Consider the following 18,134-nt stretch of genomic DNA (forward strand, 5'->3'; position numbering starts at 1 on the left):
ACATAGAATCTCCCACAAACAATCACCAACCTGTTGGAGCCGGGCTTGCCCGCGAAAAACGTTTACTCGGTATTACTGGATGCAATCCGTAGGAGCTGCCGAAGGCTGCGAAAGCGGTCTTTCAGAAATACCCCTTCGCAGCCAGCGGCAGCTCCTACAGAGCGTCGCGCTACTCTCAAAATCCACGTCGGCTTTTGATCACTTTGTAGGCGTTATGCAGATCCTGTGTCCGGTCAGTGGCATCGCGAACCTGCATCTGGCTCGCGCCGGAGCCAGCGATTTTGTCCGGATGATGACGACTGAGCAGGCGGCGGTAAGCACGCTTGATGTGCGCCGGCTCACTGTCAGTCTGTACACCTAATAACTTCAGCGCCTGTTGATAACTACCGCTATTGTTGGCCAAGTGGTTTCTTGCTGGCTCATGCTCGGCCGCCAGGGCTTCGACCTTCGCAGCCGACCAGCCCAGCCACTTGCCCCACAGCACAATCAACTCCCGCTCGCCACGAGATGGCTTGCCATTGGCCCATGCCATGCGCCAGCAGGCACGAAGCAGGCCTTCGGCGGCGTGGGGCTGGGTTTTGCGGGAGCTCAAAAACCTTCGCAAGCTGTCCCGCCCGTCCTTGCCGCGATTAAATGCTGCGATGGCTCGACGCTGCGCGGATTCGCTCATGTCCATACGGCCCATTTCTACCCGGGCCTGTTGAATATGTTGCTCCACCACCCGCCCATTGCTTTTCGCCAGACGCCCCAGCAGCACAAATAGCAGCTCGTCATCCCTGGGCATTGCTCGACCGCCGAGACACTCACGCAATTGCGCCCAGTTTTGCAGCGCCAGCCGTCGATCAAGGGCCTGTCCCAGCAAGGCACCCAGCAGAGCGCCGGGAATGCTGGCGATGGCAAATCCAGCGCCAGCGCCTAGTACCGTACCTGGCCAAAGCATTCAGCGACCCGCCACGAGCAAGCGCTCGACTTCGGCCAGCCGTTCGTGAGTGCCGACATCGACCCAACGTCCGGTGAAATGCTCGCCCGTGACCTGCCCCTGATCCATGGCGGCACGCAACAGCGGTGCCAGCTTGAATGCGCCATCCCGGCAACCGGCAAACAGCTTCGGATGCAGCACGGCAATGCCGCTGTAGGTCAGCCGCGTGCCTGCATCCCGAGAGTCACGCACCTGCCCGTCGATCAAGGAAAAGTCGCCGTCTGGGTGATGCGCAGGATTTTTGATCAGCACCAGATGCGCCAGAGCCGCCAGCGGCATGCGCAAGGCCCTGAAGTTGTAGTCGGTCCAGATATCGCCATTCACCACCATGAAAGGCTGATCCCCCAGCAACGGCAACGCACGGAATATGCCGCCACCGGTTTCGAGAGGCTCACCCTCCGGCGAATACTCAATACGCAGCCCGAAGCGCTCTCCGTCACCCAGGTAATCCTCGATCTGCTGGCCGAGCCAGGCGTGGTTGATCACCACCTCATGGAACCCCGCCTCTTGCAAGGCGCGCACATGGTATTCAATCAATGGCACGCCACCGGCCCGAACCAGCGGTTTGGGGGTGTGCAGGGTCAACGGGCGCATCCGCTCGCCTTTTCCAGCAGCGAGAATCATCGCTTTCATACATGCCTCGTCAACACAATCAATAGCCTTATTTTAATGATGACCTTCATATCGCCGGGGGATTCACACTGCCTCGCTCGTCGGCTGCTGCAGGCTGCTCAGCAACTGCCCAAGCACTGACAATTCCGGACGCCGGGCCAATACGGCCTCTATATAAGCAAAGAAGCGCGGCACGTCGCTCAGATAACGCGGCTTGCCATCGCGATGGCAAATGCGCGCGAAAATACCGATCACTTTCAAATGCCGCTGTACGCCCATCAAGTCACTGGCGCGCAGAAACTCGGCGAACTCATCCTGCACGGGGATCCCCAGCGCACGCGCCTTGCCCCAATAAGTTTCCAGCCACGCATGCACCCGTTCTTCAGGCCAACTGAGAAAGGCGTCCTTGAACAGACACGTCACGTCGTAAGTGACAGGCCCGTATACCGCATCCTGAAAATCCAGCACACCGGGATTGGGTTCGCTGAGCATCAGATTGCGCGGCATGTAGTCGCGGTGCACCAATACTTTGGGTTGCGCCAATGCACTGTCGATCAGTTGAGCGCTGACTTGCTGCCAAAGGCCCAGCTGTTGCGCGTCCATCTCGATACCCAGGTGCTTACGCACGTACCACTCTGGAAACAATTCCAGCTCCCGTCGCAGCAACGCCACGTCATAACTGGGCAATGGCGCATCCATAGGCAATTGCTGATAGGCCAGCAGCGCATCGAAGGCATCGGCGAATAATTGATCTGCATTCTCTGCGTCGATCACATCGAGATAGGTTTTGCGGCCCAGGTCGTTGAGCAGCAAAAAGCCTCGTTCAAGGTCTTCGGCATAAATTTGCGGAACGTTAATGCCGGTTTTTTTCAGCAAACGAGCGATATCCACGAACGGTTTGCAGTTTTCCTGGGGCGGTGGCGCATCCATGACAATAAAAGTTTGCTCACCGCCCTCCCAGCGGAAGTAACGGCGGAAACTTGCATCGCTACTGGCCGCAGTCAACGTGGCCGGGGGTATCGCGCCCCAGCCTTGAGCGGCGAAGAGCGCTGGCAGTTGCTCATCGAGCCAAAGTTTGAGGTGTTGCAGGCGTACATCTTGATCTGGCATTGCTAGGGTCTCCGACGGCGCTAGCCGTCAAGCGGGTCATGCTTTATTATCCGACATCTTTTTCAGCCCATCGAGAGGCGTGCGGCCCCCCCGCGGGCAGATGGCGCGCAGGAAGCCCGGATTAATAAGATGGCATTGAAATCCCCCGCGTTTCGTAGAAAATTTCCGTTGCTCATAACCGGCAGTTTGCTGGCGATGCAACCTCTAGCCACTCCGTTCGCGGTCGCAGCGGAACAGTATGACTGTTCAGTGTCTGCTTCGGGCGCCTGGAATTGTGCTCCAAAAACCAATGCCGCCCAGTTGCCGCCACGTCCCGTGCATAGCACGACGTCGGTCAGCTCGAACGGCACGGTCACTTCGGACAGCAGTTCCACCGCCAGTGAACCGTCTGCTCCTGCGGCCAAGCTGGTTACCGAAGCCAAAGGCCGTGGCCTGAAGTCGCGTAGTGCTGACTACAGCCACCTCGACTGGGTTCCTCGCGAACAGCTGACTCCTGCGCAACTGGCCGAAACAGGCCCGTACTGCTCGGGTGCCTATGTCGAGCCGATTCGTCCGGGCATGGACGACAAGACGCCGATGAAAGACGCGCCGATGTTTATCGGCGCCAAGGCATCGCGTTACGAGCAGGAGCAACAGGTTGCCTCCCTGGCCGGTGACGTCGTCATGCGTCAGGGCAGCAGGCAGGTCCAGGCTCAGGAAGCGAGTCTCTATCAGGCCGAGAACCGTGGCACGCTCAACGGTGACGTCCGTCTGCGCGACAACGACGCCCTTATCGTCGGCGACCACGCCGAAATACAGCTCGATACCGGCGAAGCCCAGATCGACAACGCGGAATACGTCCTGCACAAATCGAACATCCGCGGTAACGCCCTGTACGCCAAGCGTGCCGAGAACGCGATCATTCGTCTGAAGGACGGCACGTACACCACGTGCGAACCCAACAGCAATGCGTGGACACTCAAGGGCAACAACATCACGCTGAACCCGGCTACCGGTTTCGGCACTGCGACCAACGCAACCCTTCGGGTCAAAGACATACCGGTACTCTACACGCCGTATATCTACTTCCCGATCGATGACCGTCGCCAATCCGGTTTCCTGCCGCCATCCATTGGCACCAGCAGCGATACCGGCCTGATGCTGGTCACGCCGTACTACTTCAACCTCGCACCGAACTACGACGCCACGCTCTATCCTCGTTACATGAGCAAGCGCGGCCTGTTGATGGAAGGCGAATTCCGTTACCTGACCAAAAGCAGCGAAGGTCAGTTTGGCGGCGCATACCTCAACGACGACGATGACGAGCGCAGCCGGCAGAGTGACTATAAAGACACTCGCTGGATGATGAACTGGCAGCACAAGGGCGGCCTGGATTCGCGCTGGCTGACACAGGTCGACTACACCGACATCAGCGATCCGTATTACTTCCAGGATCTGGAAACCGATCAGGTCGGCGTAAAAACCAATGACTTCCTGAACCAGCAGGGCTCCCTGACGTACCGTGGCGACACCTTCGCCGCCGTATTGAACGCGCAGTCCTATAAGCTGGCGACGGTTTCCAACATCACACCGTACAACCGCCTGCCGCAGATCACCTTCAATGGTTCTCTGCCGTACAACCCGAGTGGTCTGCAGTTCGATTACCAGACCGAAGCGGTCCGCTTTGACCGGGACCTGCGCAACGGCAGCTATGTTGACCAGGACGGCAACGTTTCGCCGCGCCTAGACAACAACGTTGCAGGCCTGGCCCGCGCCAACGGTGACCGTCTGAACCTGGCTCCATCGGTCAGTCTGCCGATGAACTGGAGCTACGGTTTCCTGACGCCGAAGCTGAAATACGTCTACACCCAGTACGATCTGGATCTGGACAGCAAGGGCAAAACGTCCCTGCTTGCCGACGAAGAGTACAGCAGCAGCCAAAGCCGCAGCGTGCCGATCTTCAGCGTAGACAGCGGTCTGTACTTCGACCGCAATACCAACTGGTTCGGCAAGGACTATCGCCAGACCCTGGAACCACGCCTGTTCTATCTCTATGTTCCTGAGAAAGATCAGACCGACATCCCGGTATTCGACAGCGCTGAAACCACCTTCAACTACAGCTCGCTGTTCCGCGACAACCGTTTCGTCGGCTCCGACCGTATCGGCGACGAAAACAAACTGTCGCTGGGCGTGACCAACCGCTGGATCGAAGACAACGGTTTTGAACGCCAACGCTTCAGCATTGGTCAGGCGCTGTACTTCAAGGATCGTGAAGTGCAACTGCCGGGCGTAGTGTTCAAGGATCGCGACGACGCACAAGCGAACGTCTCGCCATACGCACTGGAATACGAATACCGCTTCAACCGCGACTGGCGTGTTAATTCGGACTTCAACTGGGACCCGGACAGCCGCAGCACCCGTTCGGGCAGCGCGATGTTCCGCTACCAGCCTGAAGACAATCCGAACAAGATCGTCAACCTCGGCTACCGCTACCGCAATGACCTGGTCCGCTACGACCAGAATACCGGTCGCTGGAGCGTGGGTGGTGGTGACTACGGCACGCCAGGGCAACCGGGCTACGTGAAGGACTACTACAAGATCCAGCAGCACGATTTCTCGGTCATCTGGCCAATCGTGCCGCAATGGAGCGCGATCAGCCGCTGGCAGTTCGATTACAACCGCAACCGCACACTCGAAGCCTTCGGTGGTTTCGAATATGACAGTTGCTGCTGGAAGCTGCGCCTGATCAGCCGTTACTGGGTTGACTACGACGAGTTCAGCCAGGAAGCCCCTCAGAACGAAAAAGGCGACCGCGGCGTATTCCTACAAATCGTGTTGAAGGGACTTGGTGGCGTTACCGGCGCCAAAGTAGAGAGTTTCCTCGACAAAGGCATTCAAGGTTACCGTGAACGTGAAGACCAAGCTTTCTGATTGTCTGCGCCCGCTGATGCTGGGCGCGTTACTCCTGGGGACCGCAGCGCAAGCTGCGGTTCAACCGCTCGACAGCGTGGTTGCCATCGTCGATAACGACGTGATCATGAAGAGTCAGATGGACCAGCGTGTCCGCGAGGTCCAACAGACCATCGCCAAACGCGGTTCGGGCGTTCCGCCTGCCGAAGCACTGCAACCGCAGGTTCTGGATCGTCTGATCCTGGAAAACCTTCAGTTGCAGATGGGCGAGCGCTCTGGCATTCGCATCACAGACGAAGAGCTGAACCAGGCGATTGGTACCATTGCCGAGCGCAACAACATGAGCGTGGAGCAATTCCGCGCCGCGTTGGCTCATGACGGTCTCTCCTTCAACGATGCTCGCGAGCAGGTTCGCCGGGAAATGATCATCAGCCGGGTGCGTCAGCGCCGGGTTGCGGAGCGTATTCAGGTTTCCGAACAGGAAGTGAAGAACTTCCTGGCTTCAGGCCAGGGCAAGGCTCAGCTGTCCGAAGAGTTCCACCTCGCCAACATCCTGATCGCAACACCTGACAGCGCATCGTCGGACCAGATCCAGGCCGCTGCGCGCAAGGCTCAGGATTTGTACGGCAAACTCAAGCAAGGTGCTGACTTCGGTCAGGCAGCGATCGCCAACTCAGCAAGCGAAAGCGCGCTGGAAGGCGGCGACATGGGCTGGCGTAAAGCTGCTCAGTTGCCACCTCCATTCGGTGACATGCTGGGTTCCATGCCGGTTGGCGATATCACCCCTCCAGCTCGGACCCCAGGCGGTTTCATCATCCTCAAACTGCTGGAAAAACGCGGCGGTCAGGGTCAGGCACAGATGCGCGATGAAGTTCACGTGCGTCACATCCTGATCAAGCCAAGCGAGATCCGCAGCGAAGAAGAAACCAAACGTCTGGCGCAGAAAATCTACGACCGCATTAAGGACGGCGATGATTTCGCCACCCTGGCCAAGAGCTTCTCGGAAGATCCGGGTTCAGCACTCAACGGTGGCGATCTGAACTGGGTTGATCCTAACTCGTTGGTTCCGGAATTCCGTCAGGTCATGAACGAGACACCGCAAGGCACCTTGTCCAAACCGTTCAAAACCGCTTACGGCTGGCACGTGCTGGAAGTTCTCGGCCGTCGCTCCACTGACGCCACCGACCAGGCCCGCGATCAACAGGCACTTCTCGCACTGCGTAACCGCAAGTACGACGAAGAGCTGCAAACATGGCTGCGTCAGATCCGTGACGAAGCCTATGTTGAAATCAAACTGCCTGGCGCTGACAAGGCTGCACAGTGAAACCAAAGCGTTTCGCACTGACACCCGGCGAGCCGGCCGGCATTGGTCCTGACCTTTGCCTGCTACTCGCCACCCAGCCTCAGCCGCACCCCCTTATTGCCATTACCAGCTGCGACCTGCTCTCCGAGCGGGCCGTCCAGCTGGGTGTGGTTGTCGACCTGATTCGTGTAAACCCTGATGCTCTCCCCGACCTGCCCGCGCCTGCTGGCAGCCTGTATGTCTGGGATACGCCCCTACAAGCTCCCGTCGTCACCGGCCAGTTGAACAAAGCCAACGGCGCGTTCGTGCTGGAAACCCTGGCACGCGCCGGACAAGGCTGCATGAACGGCAGCTTTGCCGGGATGATTACGGCCCCCGTACACAAGGGCGTGATCAATGAAGGCGGCAATGCCTTTTCCGGGCATACCGAGTTTCTCGCCGAGCTGACCAACACCGAGCAAGTGGTCATGATGCTGGCGACCGGCGACCTGCGGGTTGCGCTGGTGACCACTCACCTGCCGCTGCGCGATGTGGCCGATGCCATCACCGCAGAGCGACTTGAGCGGGTAACCCGGATTCTGCACGCGGATCTGGTCAGCAAATTCGGTATTGCCCAGCCACGCATCCTGGTTTGCGGGCTCAACCCACATGCCGGAGAAAGCGGGCATCTGGGCCGCGAAGAAATCGACATCATCGAACCCACTCTGGAGCGCCTGCGCAGCGAGGGCATGAATCTACGTGGCCCACTGCCTGCCGACACTCTATTTACCCCCAAATATCTGGAGCACTGCGACGCGGTGCTGGCGATGTACCACGACCAAGGCCTGCCGGTGCTGAAATACAAAGGCTTCGGTGCCGCGGTCAACGTGACGCTGGGCCTGCCTATTGTTCGCACCTCTGTTGACCATGGCACGGCCCTGGATCTGGCAGGCAGCGGCAAGATCGACACCGGCAGCCTGCAAGTGGCCCTGCAAACCGCCTATCAGATGGCCGAGACCCCTACATGACCGAGCAATTCCAACACAAGGCGCGCAAGCGTTTTGGACAAAACTTCCTGCATGACGCGGGCGTGATCGACAAAATCCTGCGCGCCATCCATGCCCGCCCGGAAGAGCGCCTGCTGGAAATCGGCCCGGGCCAGGGTGCTCTGACCCAAGGCTTGCTGGGCAGTGGCGCACAACTGGACGTCGTCGAGCTGGACAAGGACCTGATCCCGATCCTGATCCACCAGTTCGGCACCAAACCCAACTTCAACCTGCATCAGGGCGACGCGCTGAAGTTCGACTTCACCAGCCTCAATGCACCCGCTGCCAGTCTGCGGGTGGTGGGCAACCTGCCTTACAACATCTCCACGCCGCTGATTTTCCATCTGTTGCAGAACGCCAATCTGATCCGCGACATGCACTTCATGTTGCAGAAAGAGGTGGTTCAGCGCATGGCAGCAGCGCCAGGCGGCGGTGATTATGGCCGACTGTCGATCATGGTTCAGTACCACTGCCGGGTCGAATATCTGTTCAATGTCGGCCCCGGCGCTTTCAATCCGCCGCCGAAAGTCGATTCCGCCATTGTCCGCCTGGTACCCCACGAAACACTGCCCCATCCCGCCAAGGACCACCGTGTGCTTGAGCGCGTGGTGCGGGAAGCCTTCAATCAGCGCCGTAAAACCCTGCGCAATACATTGAAACTGCTGCTCAGCAACGATGATATCGAGGCCGCCGGCGTTGATGGCAGCTTGCGTCCTGAGCAGCTTGACCTCGCCGCGTTCGTCCGTCTGGCGGATAAACTCAGCGAAAAACCCGCCCAGGCATGACCTTGCGGGACATGTGGACGATCAAAGTACAGCTCGTCTGTTATCGTCTACATGTCCTAGACTGATTCCACCGGGCTTTCCGGTTTTATCCGCATTCGCTTCCAAGGCCTTCTGCATGTCCGATTCCCGATATCAGGTCGACGTCAGCGTCGTCACTCGCTTCCTCGCAGAGCAATCCCAGCCCGAGCACAATCGCTTTGCCTTTGCCTACACCGTTACGGTGCACAACAGCGGCGAGCTGCCTGCCAAGCTCCTTTCAAGGCATTGGGTGATCACCGATGGTGACGGCCACGTGGAAGAAGTCCGTGGTGAAGGCGTGGTCGGCCAACAGCCGTTGATCGATGCAGGCCAAAGCCACACCTACAGCAGCGGCACGGTCATGACCACCAAAGTTGGCAACATGCAGGGCACTTATCAAATGCTCGCCGAAGACGGTAAACGCTTCGACGCTGTCATCGCACCATTTCGCCTGGCAGTTCCGGGGTCCCTTCACTAATGGCGGTGTATGCCGTCGGCGACCTGCAAGGCTGCCTCGAACCACTGCAATGCCTACTGGAACATGTGAGATTCGATCCAGCCAAGGATCGCCTCTGGCTAGTGGGAGACTTGGTCAACCGTGGCCCCCAGTCTCTGGAAACCCTGCGTTTTCTGTACCGCATCCGCGAATCGGTGGTCTGCGTACTCGGCAACCACGACCTGCACTTGCTCGCTGCCTCACGCAACATTGAGCGCCTGAAGAAGGGTGACACCCTGCGCGAGATTCTTGAGGCGCCGGATTGCAACGACCTGCTGCAATGGGTGCGTCAGCAAAAAATGCTGCACTACGACGCCGAGCGCAACGTGGCGATGGTCCATGCCGGGATACCTCCTCAATGGTCGCTGAAGAAAGCCCTGAAGTGCGCCGCCGAGGTGGAAAACGCTCTGCACGATGACGCGCTCTATCAGCCGTTCCTGGATGGCATGTACGGTAATGAGCCCAGTAAATGGGACAGTGATTTGCGCGGCGTGACTCGCCTGAGGGTCATCACCAACTACTTCACCCGGATGCGCTTCTGCACCAGCGATGGCAAGCTTGACCTCAAAGGCAAGGAAGGCGCCGACACCGCCCTGCCGGGCTATGCGCCATGGTTCGAGCACAAGGACCGCAAGACCAGCGAAGTGAAAATCATCTTCGGTCACTGGGCTGCACTGGAAGGCCGCTGTGACGAGCCCAATGTGTACGCGCTGGATACCGGCTGCGTGTGGGGCTCTGCGATGACGATGCTCAATGTCGATACGCTTGAGCGGCATCTGTGCGATTGCGACGACCACGGCAATGCACAAACCGGAGCGACCAGAACCATTCTGCACAACCCCGCTGGCGTGATCAGGCGCTAAAATCAAGACCTCAACAGGACAACGCAACACTCTGTGGGAGCGGTGCTTGCCCGCGATGGAGACAATGCCAACCATCTGACACACCGCGTATCATTCATCTCGGGCAAGCACCGCTCCCACATGAGATCGCGTTTCTCCTGCGAGAGATATGTTTGTGGCACAACACAGAATCCCCACAGACCTTGTTCAACAGAATCTTCAAGGAGCCAACCATGACCGAATTCAAACGCATTCCCCCAGAACAGGCTCAGACCCTGCGTGAGCAAGGCGCGGTGCTGGTGGATGTTCGCGACCCCCAGACTTTCGCCAGCAATCACATCCCTGACGCTCAACATCTGGATAACCACTCCATCGCCGACTTTATCCGCAACGCGGACCTGGACAAGCCAGTGGTCGTGGTTTGTTATCACGGCAACTCCAGCCAAAGCGCCGCTGCTTACCTCGTGAGCCAGGGCTTCTCCGACGTCTACAGCATGGACGGTGGTTTCGAGCTGTGGCGCAGCACCTTTCCGAACGAAATCTCGCAAGGCTGACGAAAAATATTTTTATTTCAGTTGATCCCGCGTGCTGCGCGGGTTCGCGCCCTAACTGACGAACGGTCTGCCTGACTTTCTGCTCTTCACTTCTTTATCTTTCCGATTCCGAACTATCCTTAGCCTCAGGCCATCCGTAATCAGGGGAGAGCCGGTACACCGGCGCGTGGGTCATCGGTAGCTACTTTTATGGTGTTTGGGGGGTTCAATGGCGGCTGGATACTCAGCTGCTGCCAACATCGACTGACGATCCGCCGCCGGCTCTACGTATCGAGCGAGGTGACGTCATGAGTATTTTTAGCCACTTCCAACAACGCTTTGAATCGACACGGCAGGAGGAGCTCTCCCTACAGGAGTATCTAGAGCTCTGTAAGCAGGATCGCAGCGCCTACGCGTCTGCGGCAGAAAGACTGTTGCTTGCTATCGGCGAGCCGGAGCTGGTTGATACCTCGACCAATTCCCGGTTATCGAGGATCTTTTCCAATAAGGTCATTCGCCGCTACCCGGCCTTTGCAGACTTTCATGGGATGGAAGAATGCATTGACCAGATCGTCTCCTACTTCCGCCATGCCGCTCAGGGCCTGGAAGAGAAGAAACAGATCCTTTACCTGCTCGGCCCGGTCGGTGGCGGCAAGTCATCGCTGGCTGAAAAACTCAAACAACTGATCGAAAAAGTCCCGTTCTACGCGATCAAAGGCTCTCCGGTTTTTGAATCGCCCCTCGGCTTGTTCAATGCCACCGAAGACGGTGCAATTCTCGAAGAAGACTTCGGCATCCCGCGTCGCTACCTGAGCACCATCATGTCGCCGTGGGCGACCAAACGTCTGGCTGAGTTCGGGGGCGATATCAGCCAGTTCAAAGTGGTCAAACTCTATCCATCGATCCTCAACCAGATCGCCGTCGCGAAAACCGAGCCGGGTGATGAAAACAACCAGGACATTTCAGCGCTGGTGGGTAAGGTCGATATTCGTAAACTCGAGGAATACCCACAGAACGACGCCGACGCTTATAGCTACTCTGGCGCGCTGTGCCGGGCCAACCAGGGTCTGATGGAATTCGTCGAGATGTTCAAGGCGCCCATCAAGGTGCTGCACCCATTGCTCACTGCCACTCAGGAAGGGAACTACAACAGTACCGAGGGCTTGGGCGCGATTCCGTTTACCGGTATTTTGCTGGCCCACTCCAACGAATCGGAATGGCACAGCTTCCGCAATAACAAGAACAACGAGGCTTTCATCGACCGGATCTACATCGTGAAGGTACCGTACTGCCTGCGCGTGAGCGATGAAATCAAGATTTACGACAAGTTGCTGTTCAACAGCTCCCTGTCCAAAGCCCATTGCGCGCCTGATACGTTGAAGATGCTGGCGCAGTTCACCACCCTGTCGCGCCTCAAAGAGCCGGAAAACTCCAACATCTACTCCAAGATGCGCGTGTATGACGGTGAGAACCTCAAGGATACCGATCCGAAAGCCAAGTCGATTCAGGAATACCGCGACAGTGCGGGCGTAGACGAAGGCATGAACGGGCTGTCCACACGGTTCGCGTTCAAGATTCTGTCCAAAGTGTTCAACTTCGACCCTCACGAGATCGCTGCCAACCCTGTGCACCTGCTGTATGTGCTGGAGCAACAGATCGAGCAGGAGCAGTTCCAGGCCGAAACCCGCGAGCGTTATCTGCGGTTCATCAAGGAATACCTGGCACCGCGCTATATCGAGTTCATCGGCAAGGAGATCCAGACGGCGTACCTGGAGTCCTACAGCGAATACGGTCAGAACATCTTCGACCGCTACGTGCTGTACGCGGATTTCTGGATTCAGGATCAGGAATATCGCGATCCGGAAACCGGCGAAATCCTCAACCGTGTGGCACTGAACGAAGAACTCGAGAAGATCGAAAAACCGGCAGGCATCAGCAATCCGAAAGATTTCCGCAACGAAATCGTCAACTTCGTACTGCGTGCCCGAGCCAACAACAATGGTAAGAACCCGACCTGGCTCAGTTACGAGAAGCTGCGTGTGGTTATCGAGAAGAAAATGTTCTCCAACACCGAGGACCTGCTTCCGGTTATCAGCTTCAACGCCAAAGCCAGCAAAGAGGATCAACAGAAGCACAACGACTTTGTCACCAGGATGGTCGAGCGGGGCTACACCGACAAACAGGTACGGCTTCTTTCCGAATGGTACCTACGGGTCCGGAAGTCGCAGTAGAGCAGCCGCAAGCTACAAGCTTCAAGCTGCAAGAGAAAAGCGGTTGAGTCCCGGCTCGGGAGTTGATGCGCACTCGCTTGCAGCTTGCAGCTCACAACTTGAAGCTGCCCGGAGGGCTCCAGATGAGCTATGTGATCGACCGACGTCTCAATGGCAAGAACAAGAGCACGGTAAACCGTCAGCGGTTTTTGCGGCGCTACCGTGATCACATCAAGAAAGCAGTCGAAGAAGCCGTCAGCCGCCGCTCCATTACTGATATGGAGCATGGCGAACAAATCAGCATTCCCGGTCGCGATATCGACGAGCCGGTGCTCCATCACGGTCGTGGCGGCAAGCAGACCGTGGTTCACCCAGGCAACAAAGAATTCACCACCGGTGAGCACATCGCTCGCCCTCAAGGCGGCGGCGGTGGCAAAGGACCCGGCAAAGCCAGTAACTCTGGCGAAGGCATGGACGAGTTTGTATTTCAGATCACTCAGGAAGAGTTTCTGGAATTCATGTTCGAAGATCTGGAGCTGCCTAATCTGGTCAAACGTAACCTGACCGGTACCGATACCTTCAAAACCGTTCGCGCTGGCATCAGTAACGAAGGCAATCCCTCACGCATCAACATCATCCGCACCCTGCGTTCCGCGCACGCGCGTCGCATTGCCCTGTCCGGCAGCAGCCGCGCCAAACTCAAGGAAGCGGTCAGCGAACTGGACCGGCTCAAACGCGAAGAGCCGGATAACTTCGGTGATATTCAGGATCTGGAAGTCGAAATCGACAGACTCAAGGCCCGAATTCGTCGCGTGCCGTATCTGGACACCTTCGACCTTAAATACAACCTGCTGGTCAAACAGCCCAACCCCAGCTCCAAGGCGGTGATGTTCTGCCTCATGGACGTTTCCGGTTCCATGACCCAAGCCACCAAGGACATCGCCAAACGCTTCTTCATCCTGCTGTACCTGTTCCTCAAACGGAACTACGACAAGATCGAAGTGGTGTTCATCCGTCACCACACCAGCGCCCGGGAAGTAGACGAGGAAGAGTTCTTTTATTCGCGGGAAACCGGCGGCACCATCGTTTCCAGCGCCCTGAAGCTGATGCAGGAAATCATGGCTGAGCGCTATCCCACCAACGAGTGGAATATCTACGCCGCGCAGGCGTCTGACGGTGATAACTGGAATGACGATTCACCGATCTGCCGCGATATCCTGATCAAACAAATCATGCCGTTCGTGCAGTACTACACTTACGTGGAAATTACCCCACGGGAACATCAGGCCTTGTGGTTTGAATACGAACGCATCGGTGAGGCCTTTGCCGACACGTTTGCCCAGCAGCAGCTGGTCTCTGCCGGTGATATCTATCCGGTATTCCGTGAACTCTTCCAGCGCAGGTTAGTGACATGACCGCTAGAGAGCAGAAGCGCCAACCCTTATCCACGGGCTCAGAGTGGACGTTCGAACTGATCCAGGCCTACGACCGCGAAATCAGCCGTATCGCGGCGCGTTATGCATTGGATACCTACCCCAACCAGATTGAAGTCATTACCGCTGAACAGATGATGGATGCTTATGCTTCGGTAGGCATGCCGCTGGGCTATCACCACTGGTCCTACGGCAAGCACTTCCTGAGCACCGAAAAATCCTACACCCGTGGTCAGATGGGTCTGGCCTACGAAATCGTTATCAACTCCGATCCGTGTATCGCCTATCTGATGGAAGAAAACACCATCTGCATGCAAGCACTGGTCGTGGCCCACGCCTGCTACGGGCACAACAGCTTCTTCAAGGGCAACTACCTGTTCCGCACCTGGACCGATGCCAGCTCGATCATTGATTACCTGGTGTTCGCCAAGCAATACATCATGCAATGCGAAGAACGCCATGGCATCGACGCCGTGGAGGACTTGCTCGATTCCTGCCATGCGCTGATGAACTACGGCGTCGACCGCTACAAGCGTCCGTATCCCATTTCTGCCGAAGAAGAGCGACGCCGGCAGAAGGACCGGGAGGAACACCTGCAGAAACAGATCAATGATCTGTGGCGCACCATCCCTAAGAATGCCGACAAGAACAGCAAGGAAGACAATGCCCGCTTCCCGGCCGAGCCTCAGGAAAACATCCTGTACTTCATCGAAAAACACGCGCCTCTACTGGAGCCTTGGCAACGTGAAGTGGTGCGGATCGTGCGCAAGATCGCCCAGTACTTTTACCCTCAGCGCCAAACGCAAGTGATGAACGAAGGCTGGGCCACCTTCTGGCACTACACCTTGATGAATGACCTGTATGACGAAGGGCTGGTAACTGACGGTTTCATGATGGAATTCCTGACCTCTCACACCAGCGTGGTCTATCAACCCGGTTTCGACAGCCCCTACTACAGCGGCATTAATCCCTACACGCTGGGCTTTGCCATGTACCGCGACATCCGCCGTATGTGCGAAGAGCCTACCGACGAAGATCGCCACTGGTTCCCCGAAATTGCCGGCACAGACTGGCTCACCGCCGTGAAATTCGCCATGAGCAGCTTCAAGGACGAAAGCTTCATCCTGCAATATCTGTCACCGAAAGTGATCCGCGATCTGAAGCTGTTCAGCATCATGGATGACGATCAGAAAGATGATTTGCTGGTCCCGGCAATCCATGACGAACCGGGCTACCGGATCATCCGGGAAACCCTGGCCGCTCAGTACAACCTGGGTAATCGCGAACCTAACGTGCAGATTTACAGCATCGACCGCCGAGGCGACCGCTCGCTGACCCTGCGCCACCAACAGCACGACCGTAAACCTTTGGGGGAATCCACCGACGAAGTCCTCAAACACCTGCATCGCTTGTGGGGCTTTGATATTCACCTGGAAACCCTGCAAGGGGATCAGGTGATGAAGACCCATCACGTCCCCCCCAAAAGTGACCATCCCGACGGAGAATATCCCCGACTTGACCTCTCCGTGGTTCACCTCTAAACGCAGACCGTGAAGCGGTATTTCTCTACCGCTCACGCCCATCCAAATCGGTTTTGCCTCCGTTAGGGCGACAAAGGTTTATCCTGTCGCGCTTACGGAGGTTTTTTATGCAGATTTATAAAGTCGGTGGCGCTGTGCGCGATCGTCTCTTGGGTAAACCGGTGACTGATGTCGATTGGGTTGTCGTCGGCGCGACCACTGAAGAAATGCTGATCAAAGGCTATCGCCCTGTCGGTACCGACTTCCCGGTATTTCTTCATCCGCTGACCGGCGAGGAATACGCCCTGGCCCGCACTGAACGCAAGAGCGGGCGCGGCTACGGCGGCTTTGTTTTCCACGCCAGCCCCGAAGTCACCCTCGAGGAAGACCTGATCCGCCGCGACCTGACCATTAACGCGATGGCTGAAGACAAAGAGGGTAATCTCACCGACCCTTATGGCGGCCAGCACGATCTGGAAGCACGCGTTTTACGTCACGTATCACCGGCGTTCGCCGAAGATCCACTCCGAGTGCTACGGGTTGCGCGGTTTGCGGCTCGCTACGCACCGGAGGGTTTCACCGTCGCCCCAGAGACCCTGGAGCTGATGCGTCAACTGAGCGAATCGGGCGAACTGGATGCCCTGACACCGGAGCGCAGCTGGAAGGAAATCTCCCGCGCGCTCATGGAAAGTCATCCTCAGGTGTTCATTCAGGTGTTGCGCGACTGCGGCGCACTCAAGGAAATGCTGCCTGAAGTGGACGCTCTTTTCGGTGTCCCACAGCCCCCCGCGCATCATCCCGAAATCGATACCGGCGTGCATGTCTTGAGTGTTCTGCAACAGGCTGCCATCCATCAGCAACCGCTGAGCGTGCGCTGGGCCTGCCTGCTGCATGATCTGGGCAAGGGCCTGACGCCGGAGGCCGATTGGCCCCGGCACATTGCCCACGAGCATACGGGCCTGCCCTTGATCAAGGCGGTGAACAGCCGCTTCAAGGTGCCAAGGGATTGTCAGGAATTAGCTTTGCTGGTGGGTCAGTACCACACCCATGGCCACAGGGCCCTGGAATTGAAGCCGTCCACCGTGCTTGAGCTACTGCATAGCTTTGACGTATATCGCCGTCCGCAGCGCTTCGAAGATTTCATCATCGCCTGCGAAATGGACGCCCGAGGCCGAGAGGGCTTTGAACAGCGTGACTATCCCCAGGCTGACTACCTGCGCGGCGCCGCCGAAGCCGCCAAGGCGGTATCGGTTCAGCCACTGATCGAGAAAGGTCTGCAAGGCATGGCGCTGGGCGAGGCACTCAAAGTCGAACGTCTTGATGCGTTGAAAATCTACAAGGCGCAGTACAACAGCTGAGTGCAGGGCTCAACCCGGATTGATGCCCCTGTGGGAGCGAATTCATTCGCGAAAACGGTATTCCTAACGACAAATATGCGTTGAAAGTACTGGCCTATTCGCGAATGAATTCGCTCCCACAAAGGACTAGTGCGTCTTCCGCGGCCAAGCCCGTAGTAAGTCTTGAGGCGTCAGCTGCATCCCCCGCCACTCGAACGCAACCGGCCACAGCAGCTGTCCAATCTGCGCATCCGCCCATAACTTCTCGAAAGAAACCCCCGCCTCAGGATGCACCCGATCCGGCGCGATCAGCGACAGAGGCCACAATACGAAAGCATTCTTGAGAATCTCGGCGCGGGGCAGGATCAGCCCGTCGAAGTTGCCGACCTGCTCGCCATACAGCAACACATCGATATCCAGTGGCAGACCCTTGCGGTCGGGCGCGTAGCGGCCGTTATCGGCCTCGATGAATTTCAGGCGGCGATCCAGCTCCATCAACGGCAGCTCGGTGTAACCGGTCACTACCAGATTGAAGAAAAGACCACTCTTGATCCCGACCGGCTGGCTCTCGAACACCGCCGAGCACGTCATTTCACTGACGAACCCGTCCAGCGCTTCGAGCCCTGCAACCAGATGCTTTTCGCGCTCTATGTTGCTGCCCAGGCCGAGGTAAACCCTTGTCAGCGACATCCGCGCTCGATCTCCACGCCCACACCCTTAGCGGCTGCAACGGCACCAGGCTTGGTCAGCTTCAGGTGCAACCATGGGATTTGAAACTCGCTCATCAGCACTTCAGCCAGACGCTCGGCAAAGGTTTCCACCAACTGAAACTGCGCCTTGTCAGCAAATTCCAGGATGCGTGTGGACACGCTGGCGTAGTCGAGCGCCTTGCTCAGGTCATCCCCGGCTGCGGCAGGTCGGTTGTCCCAGGCAAAACTCAGGTCCAGACGCAGGCACTGGCGAATGCCCCGCTCCCAGTCGTAGGCGCCGATAACGGTATCCACTTCCAGACCCTCAATGAACACTCTGTCCAAGCACCACT

The 18,134-nt window shown here is 57.5% G+C and carries 16 protein-coding genes; 11 read left to right on the top strand and 5 right to left on the bottom strand.

Going from position 1 to position 18,134, the window contains the following annotated elements; translation table 11 throughout:
- Positions 1-175 precede the first annotated feature (175 nt).
- The 3 genes from IV01_RS11320 to IV01_RS11310 all read right to left on the bottom strand — a co-directional run bounded on the left by IV01_RS11320 (position 176) and on the right by IV01_RS11310 (position 2,701).
- Positions 176-940 carry a DnaJ domain-containing protein gene (locus IV01_RS11320; RefSeq protein ID WP_032629029.1) on the bottom strand — a complete coding sequence of 255 codons (765 nt, stop codon included), beginning with the start codon at positions 938-940 and terminating at the stop codon, positions 176-178.
- Positions 941-1,612, bottom strand: coding sequence for an N-acetylmuramate alpha-1-phosphate uridylyltransferase MurU (gene murU / locus IV01_RS11315; RefSeq protein WP_032629031.1), 672 nt, complete (start codon positions 1,610-1,612; stop codon positions 941-943). It lies immediately after the preceding gene.
- 63 nt (positions 1,613-1,675) lie between these two features.
- Positions 1,676-2,701 (bottom strand): aminoglycoside phosphotransferase family protein, encoded by a 1,026-nt coding sequence (locus IV01_RS11310; protein ID WP_032629032.1) that lies wholly within the window; start codon positions 2,699-2,701, stop codon positions 1,676-1,678.
- Positions 2,702-2,830: 129 nt separating this feature from the next.
- Here IV01_RS11310 and IV01_RS11305 point away from each other — a divergent pair, with 129 nt between their 5' ends.
- The 11 genes from IV01_RS11305 to IV01_RS11255 all read left to right on the top strand — a co-directional run bounded on the left by IV01_RS11305 (position 2,831) and on the right by IV01_RS11255 (position 17,113).
- The gene (locus IV01_RS11305; RefSeq protein WP_032629034.1) at positions 2,831-5,611 is read left to right on the top strand and encodes an LPS-assembly protein LptD; all 2,781 of its coding nucleotides are present in this window, start codon (positions 2,831-2,833) and stop codon (positions 5,609-5,611) included.
- Positions 5,592-6,914 carry a peptidylprolyl isomerase gene (locus tag IV01_RS11300; protein ID WP_032629125.1) on the top strand — a complete coding sequence of 441 codons (1,323 nt, stop codon included), beginning with the start codon at positions 5,592-5,594 and terminating at the stop codon, positions 6,912-6,914. Before IV01_RS11305 ends, IV01_RS11300 begins: the two co-directional genes overlap by 20 nt.
- Entirely contained in the window at positions 6,911-7,900 is a 990-nt protein-coding gene (gene pdxA / locus IV01_RS11295) for a 4-hydroxythreonine-4-phosphate dehydrogenase PdxA (RefSeq protein ID WP_032629036.1), read from the top strand. The genes IV01_RS11300 and pdxA overlap by 4 nt, the downstream gene beginning before the upstream one ends.
- Positions 7,897-8,703 carry a 16S rRNA (adenine(1518)-N(6)/adenine(1519)-N(6))-dimethyltransferase RsmA gene (gene rsmA / locus IV01_RS11290; protein ID WP_032629038.1) on the top strand — a complete coding sequence of 269 codons (807 nt, stop codon included), beginning with the start codon at positions 7,897-7,899 and terminating at the stop codon, positions 8,701-8,703. The genes pdxA and rsmA overlap by 4 nt, the downstream gene beginning before the upstream one ends.
- A gap of 115 nt (positions 8,704-8,818) precedes the next feature.
- Entirely contained in the window at positions 8,819-9,199 is a 381-nt protein-coding gene (apaG, locus tag IV01_RS11285; protein ID WP_032629039.1) for a Co2+/Mg2+ efflux protein ApaG, read from the top strand.
- The gene (locus tag IV01_RS11280; protein WP_032629041.1) at positions 9,199-10,080 is read left to right on the top strand and encodes a symmetrical bis(5'-nucleosyl)-tetraphosphatase; all 882 of its coding nucleotides are present in this window, start codon (positions 9,199-9,201) and stop codon (positions 10,078-10,080) included. The genes apaG and IV01_RS11280 overlap by 1 nt, the downstream gene beginning before the upstream one ends.
- A 212-nt stretch (positions 10,081-10,292) precedes the next feature.
- Positions 10,293-10,613, top strand: coding sequence for a thiosulfate sulfurtransferase GlpE (gene glpE, locus IV01_RS11275; protein WP_032629042.1), 321 nt, complete (start codon positions 10,293-10,295; stop codon positions 10,611-10,613).
- Between the two features lie 287 nt (positions 10,614-10,900).
- Positions 10,901-12,823: a PrkA family serine protein kinase gene (locus tag IV01_RS11270; RefSeq protein ID WP_032629043.1), complete on the top strand. Its 1,923-nt coding sequence runs from the start codon at positions 10,901-10,903 to the stop codon at positions 12,821-12,823.
- A 122-nt stretch (positions 12,824-12,945) separates the two neighbouring features.
- Positions 12,946-14,217: a YeaH/YhbH family protein gene (locus IV01_RS11265; RefSeq protein WP_032629045.1), complete on the top strand. Its 1,272-nt coding sequence runs from the start codon at positions 12,946-12,948 to the stop codon at positions 14,215-14,217.
- Positions 14,214-15,776, top strand: coding sequence for a SpoVR family protein (locus tag IV01_RS11260; protein WP_032629047.1), 1,563 nt, complete (start codon positions 14,214-14,216; stop codon positions 15,774-15,776). The genes IV01_RS11265 and IV01_RS11260 overlap by 4 nt, the downstream gene beginning before the upstream one ends.
- 107 nt (positions 15,777-15,883) lie before the next feature.
- Entirely contained in the window at positions 15,884-17,113 is a 1,230-nt protein-coding gene (locus tag IV01_RS11255; protein WP_032629049.1) for a multifunctional CCA addition/repair protein, read from the top strand.
- Between the two features lie 126 nt (positions 17,114-17,239).
- Here IV01_RS11255 and folK read toward each other — a convergent pair whose 3' ends face one another.
- Together folK and folB are read right to left on the bottom strand one after the other, a co-directional pair.
- Positions 17,240-17,782, bottom strand: coding sequence for a 2-amino-4-hydroxy-6-hydroxymethyldihydropteridine diphosphokinase (gene folK, locus IV01_RS11250; RefSeq protein ID WP_032629050.1), 543 nt, complete (start codon positions 17,780-17,782; stop codon positions 17,240-17,242).
- Positions 17,773-18,126, bottom strand: coding sequence for a dihydroneopterin aldolase (gene folB / locus IV01_RS11245; RefSeq protein WP_032629052.1), 354 nt, complete (start codon positions 18,124-18,126; stop codon positions 17,773-17,775). Before folB ends, folK begins: the two co-directional genes overlap by 10 nt.
- Positions 18,127-18,134: the final 8 nt, after the last annotated feature.

Source organism: Pseudomonas syringae (genome assembly GCF_000737245.1).
GTDB classification, from domain to species: Bacteria; Pseudomonadota; Gammaproteobacteria; order Pseudomonadales; family Pseudomonadaceae; genus Aquipseudomonas; species Aquipseudomonas syringae_J.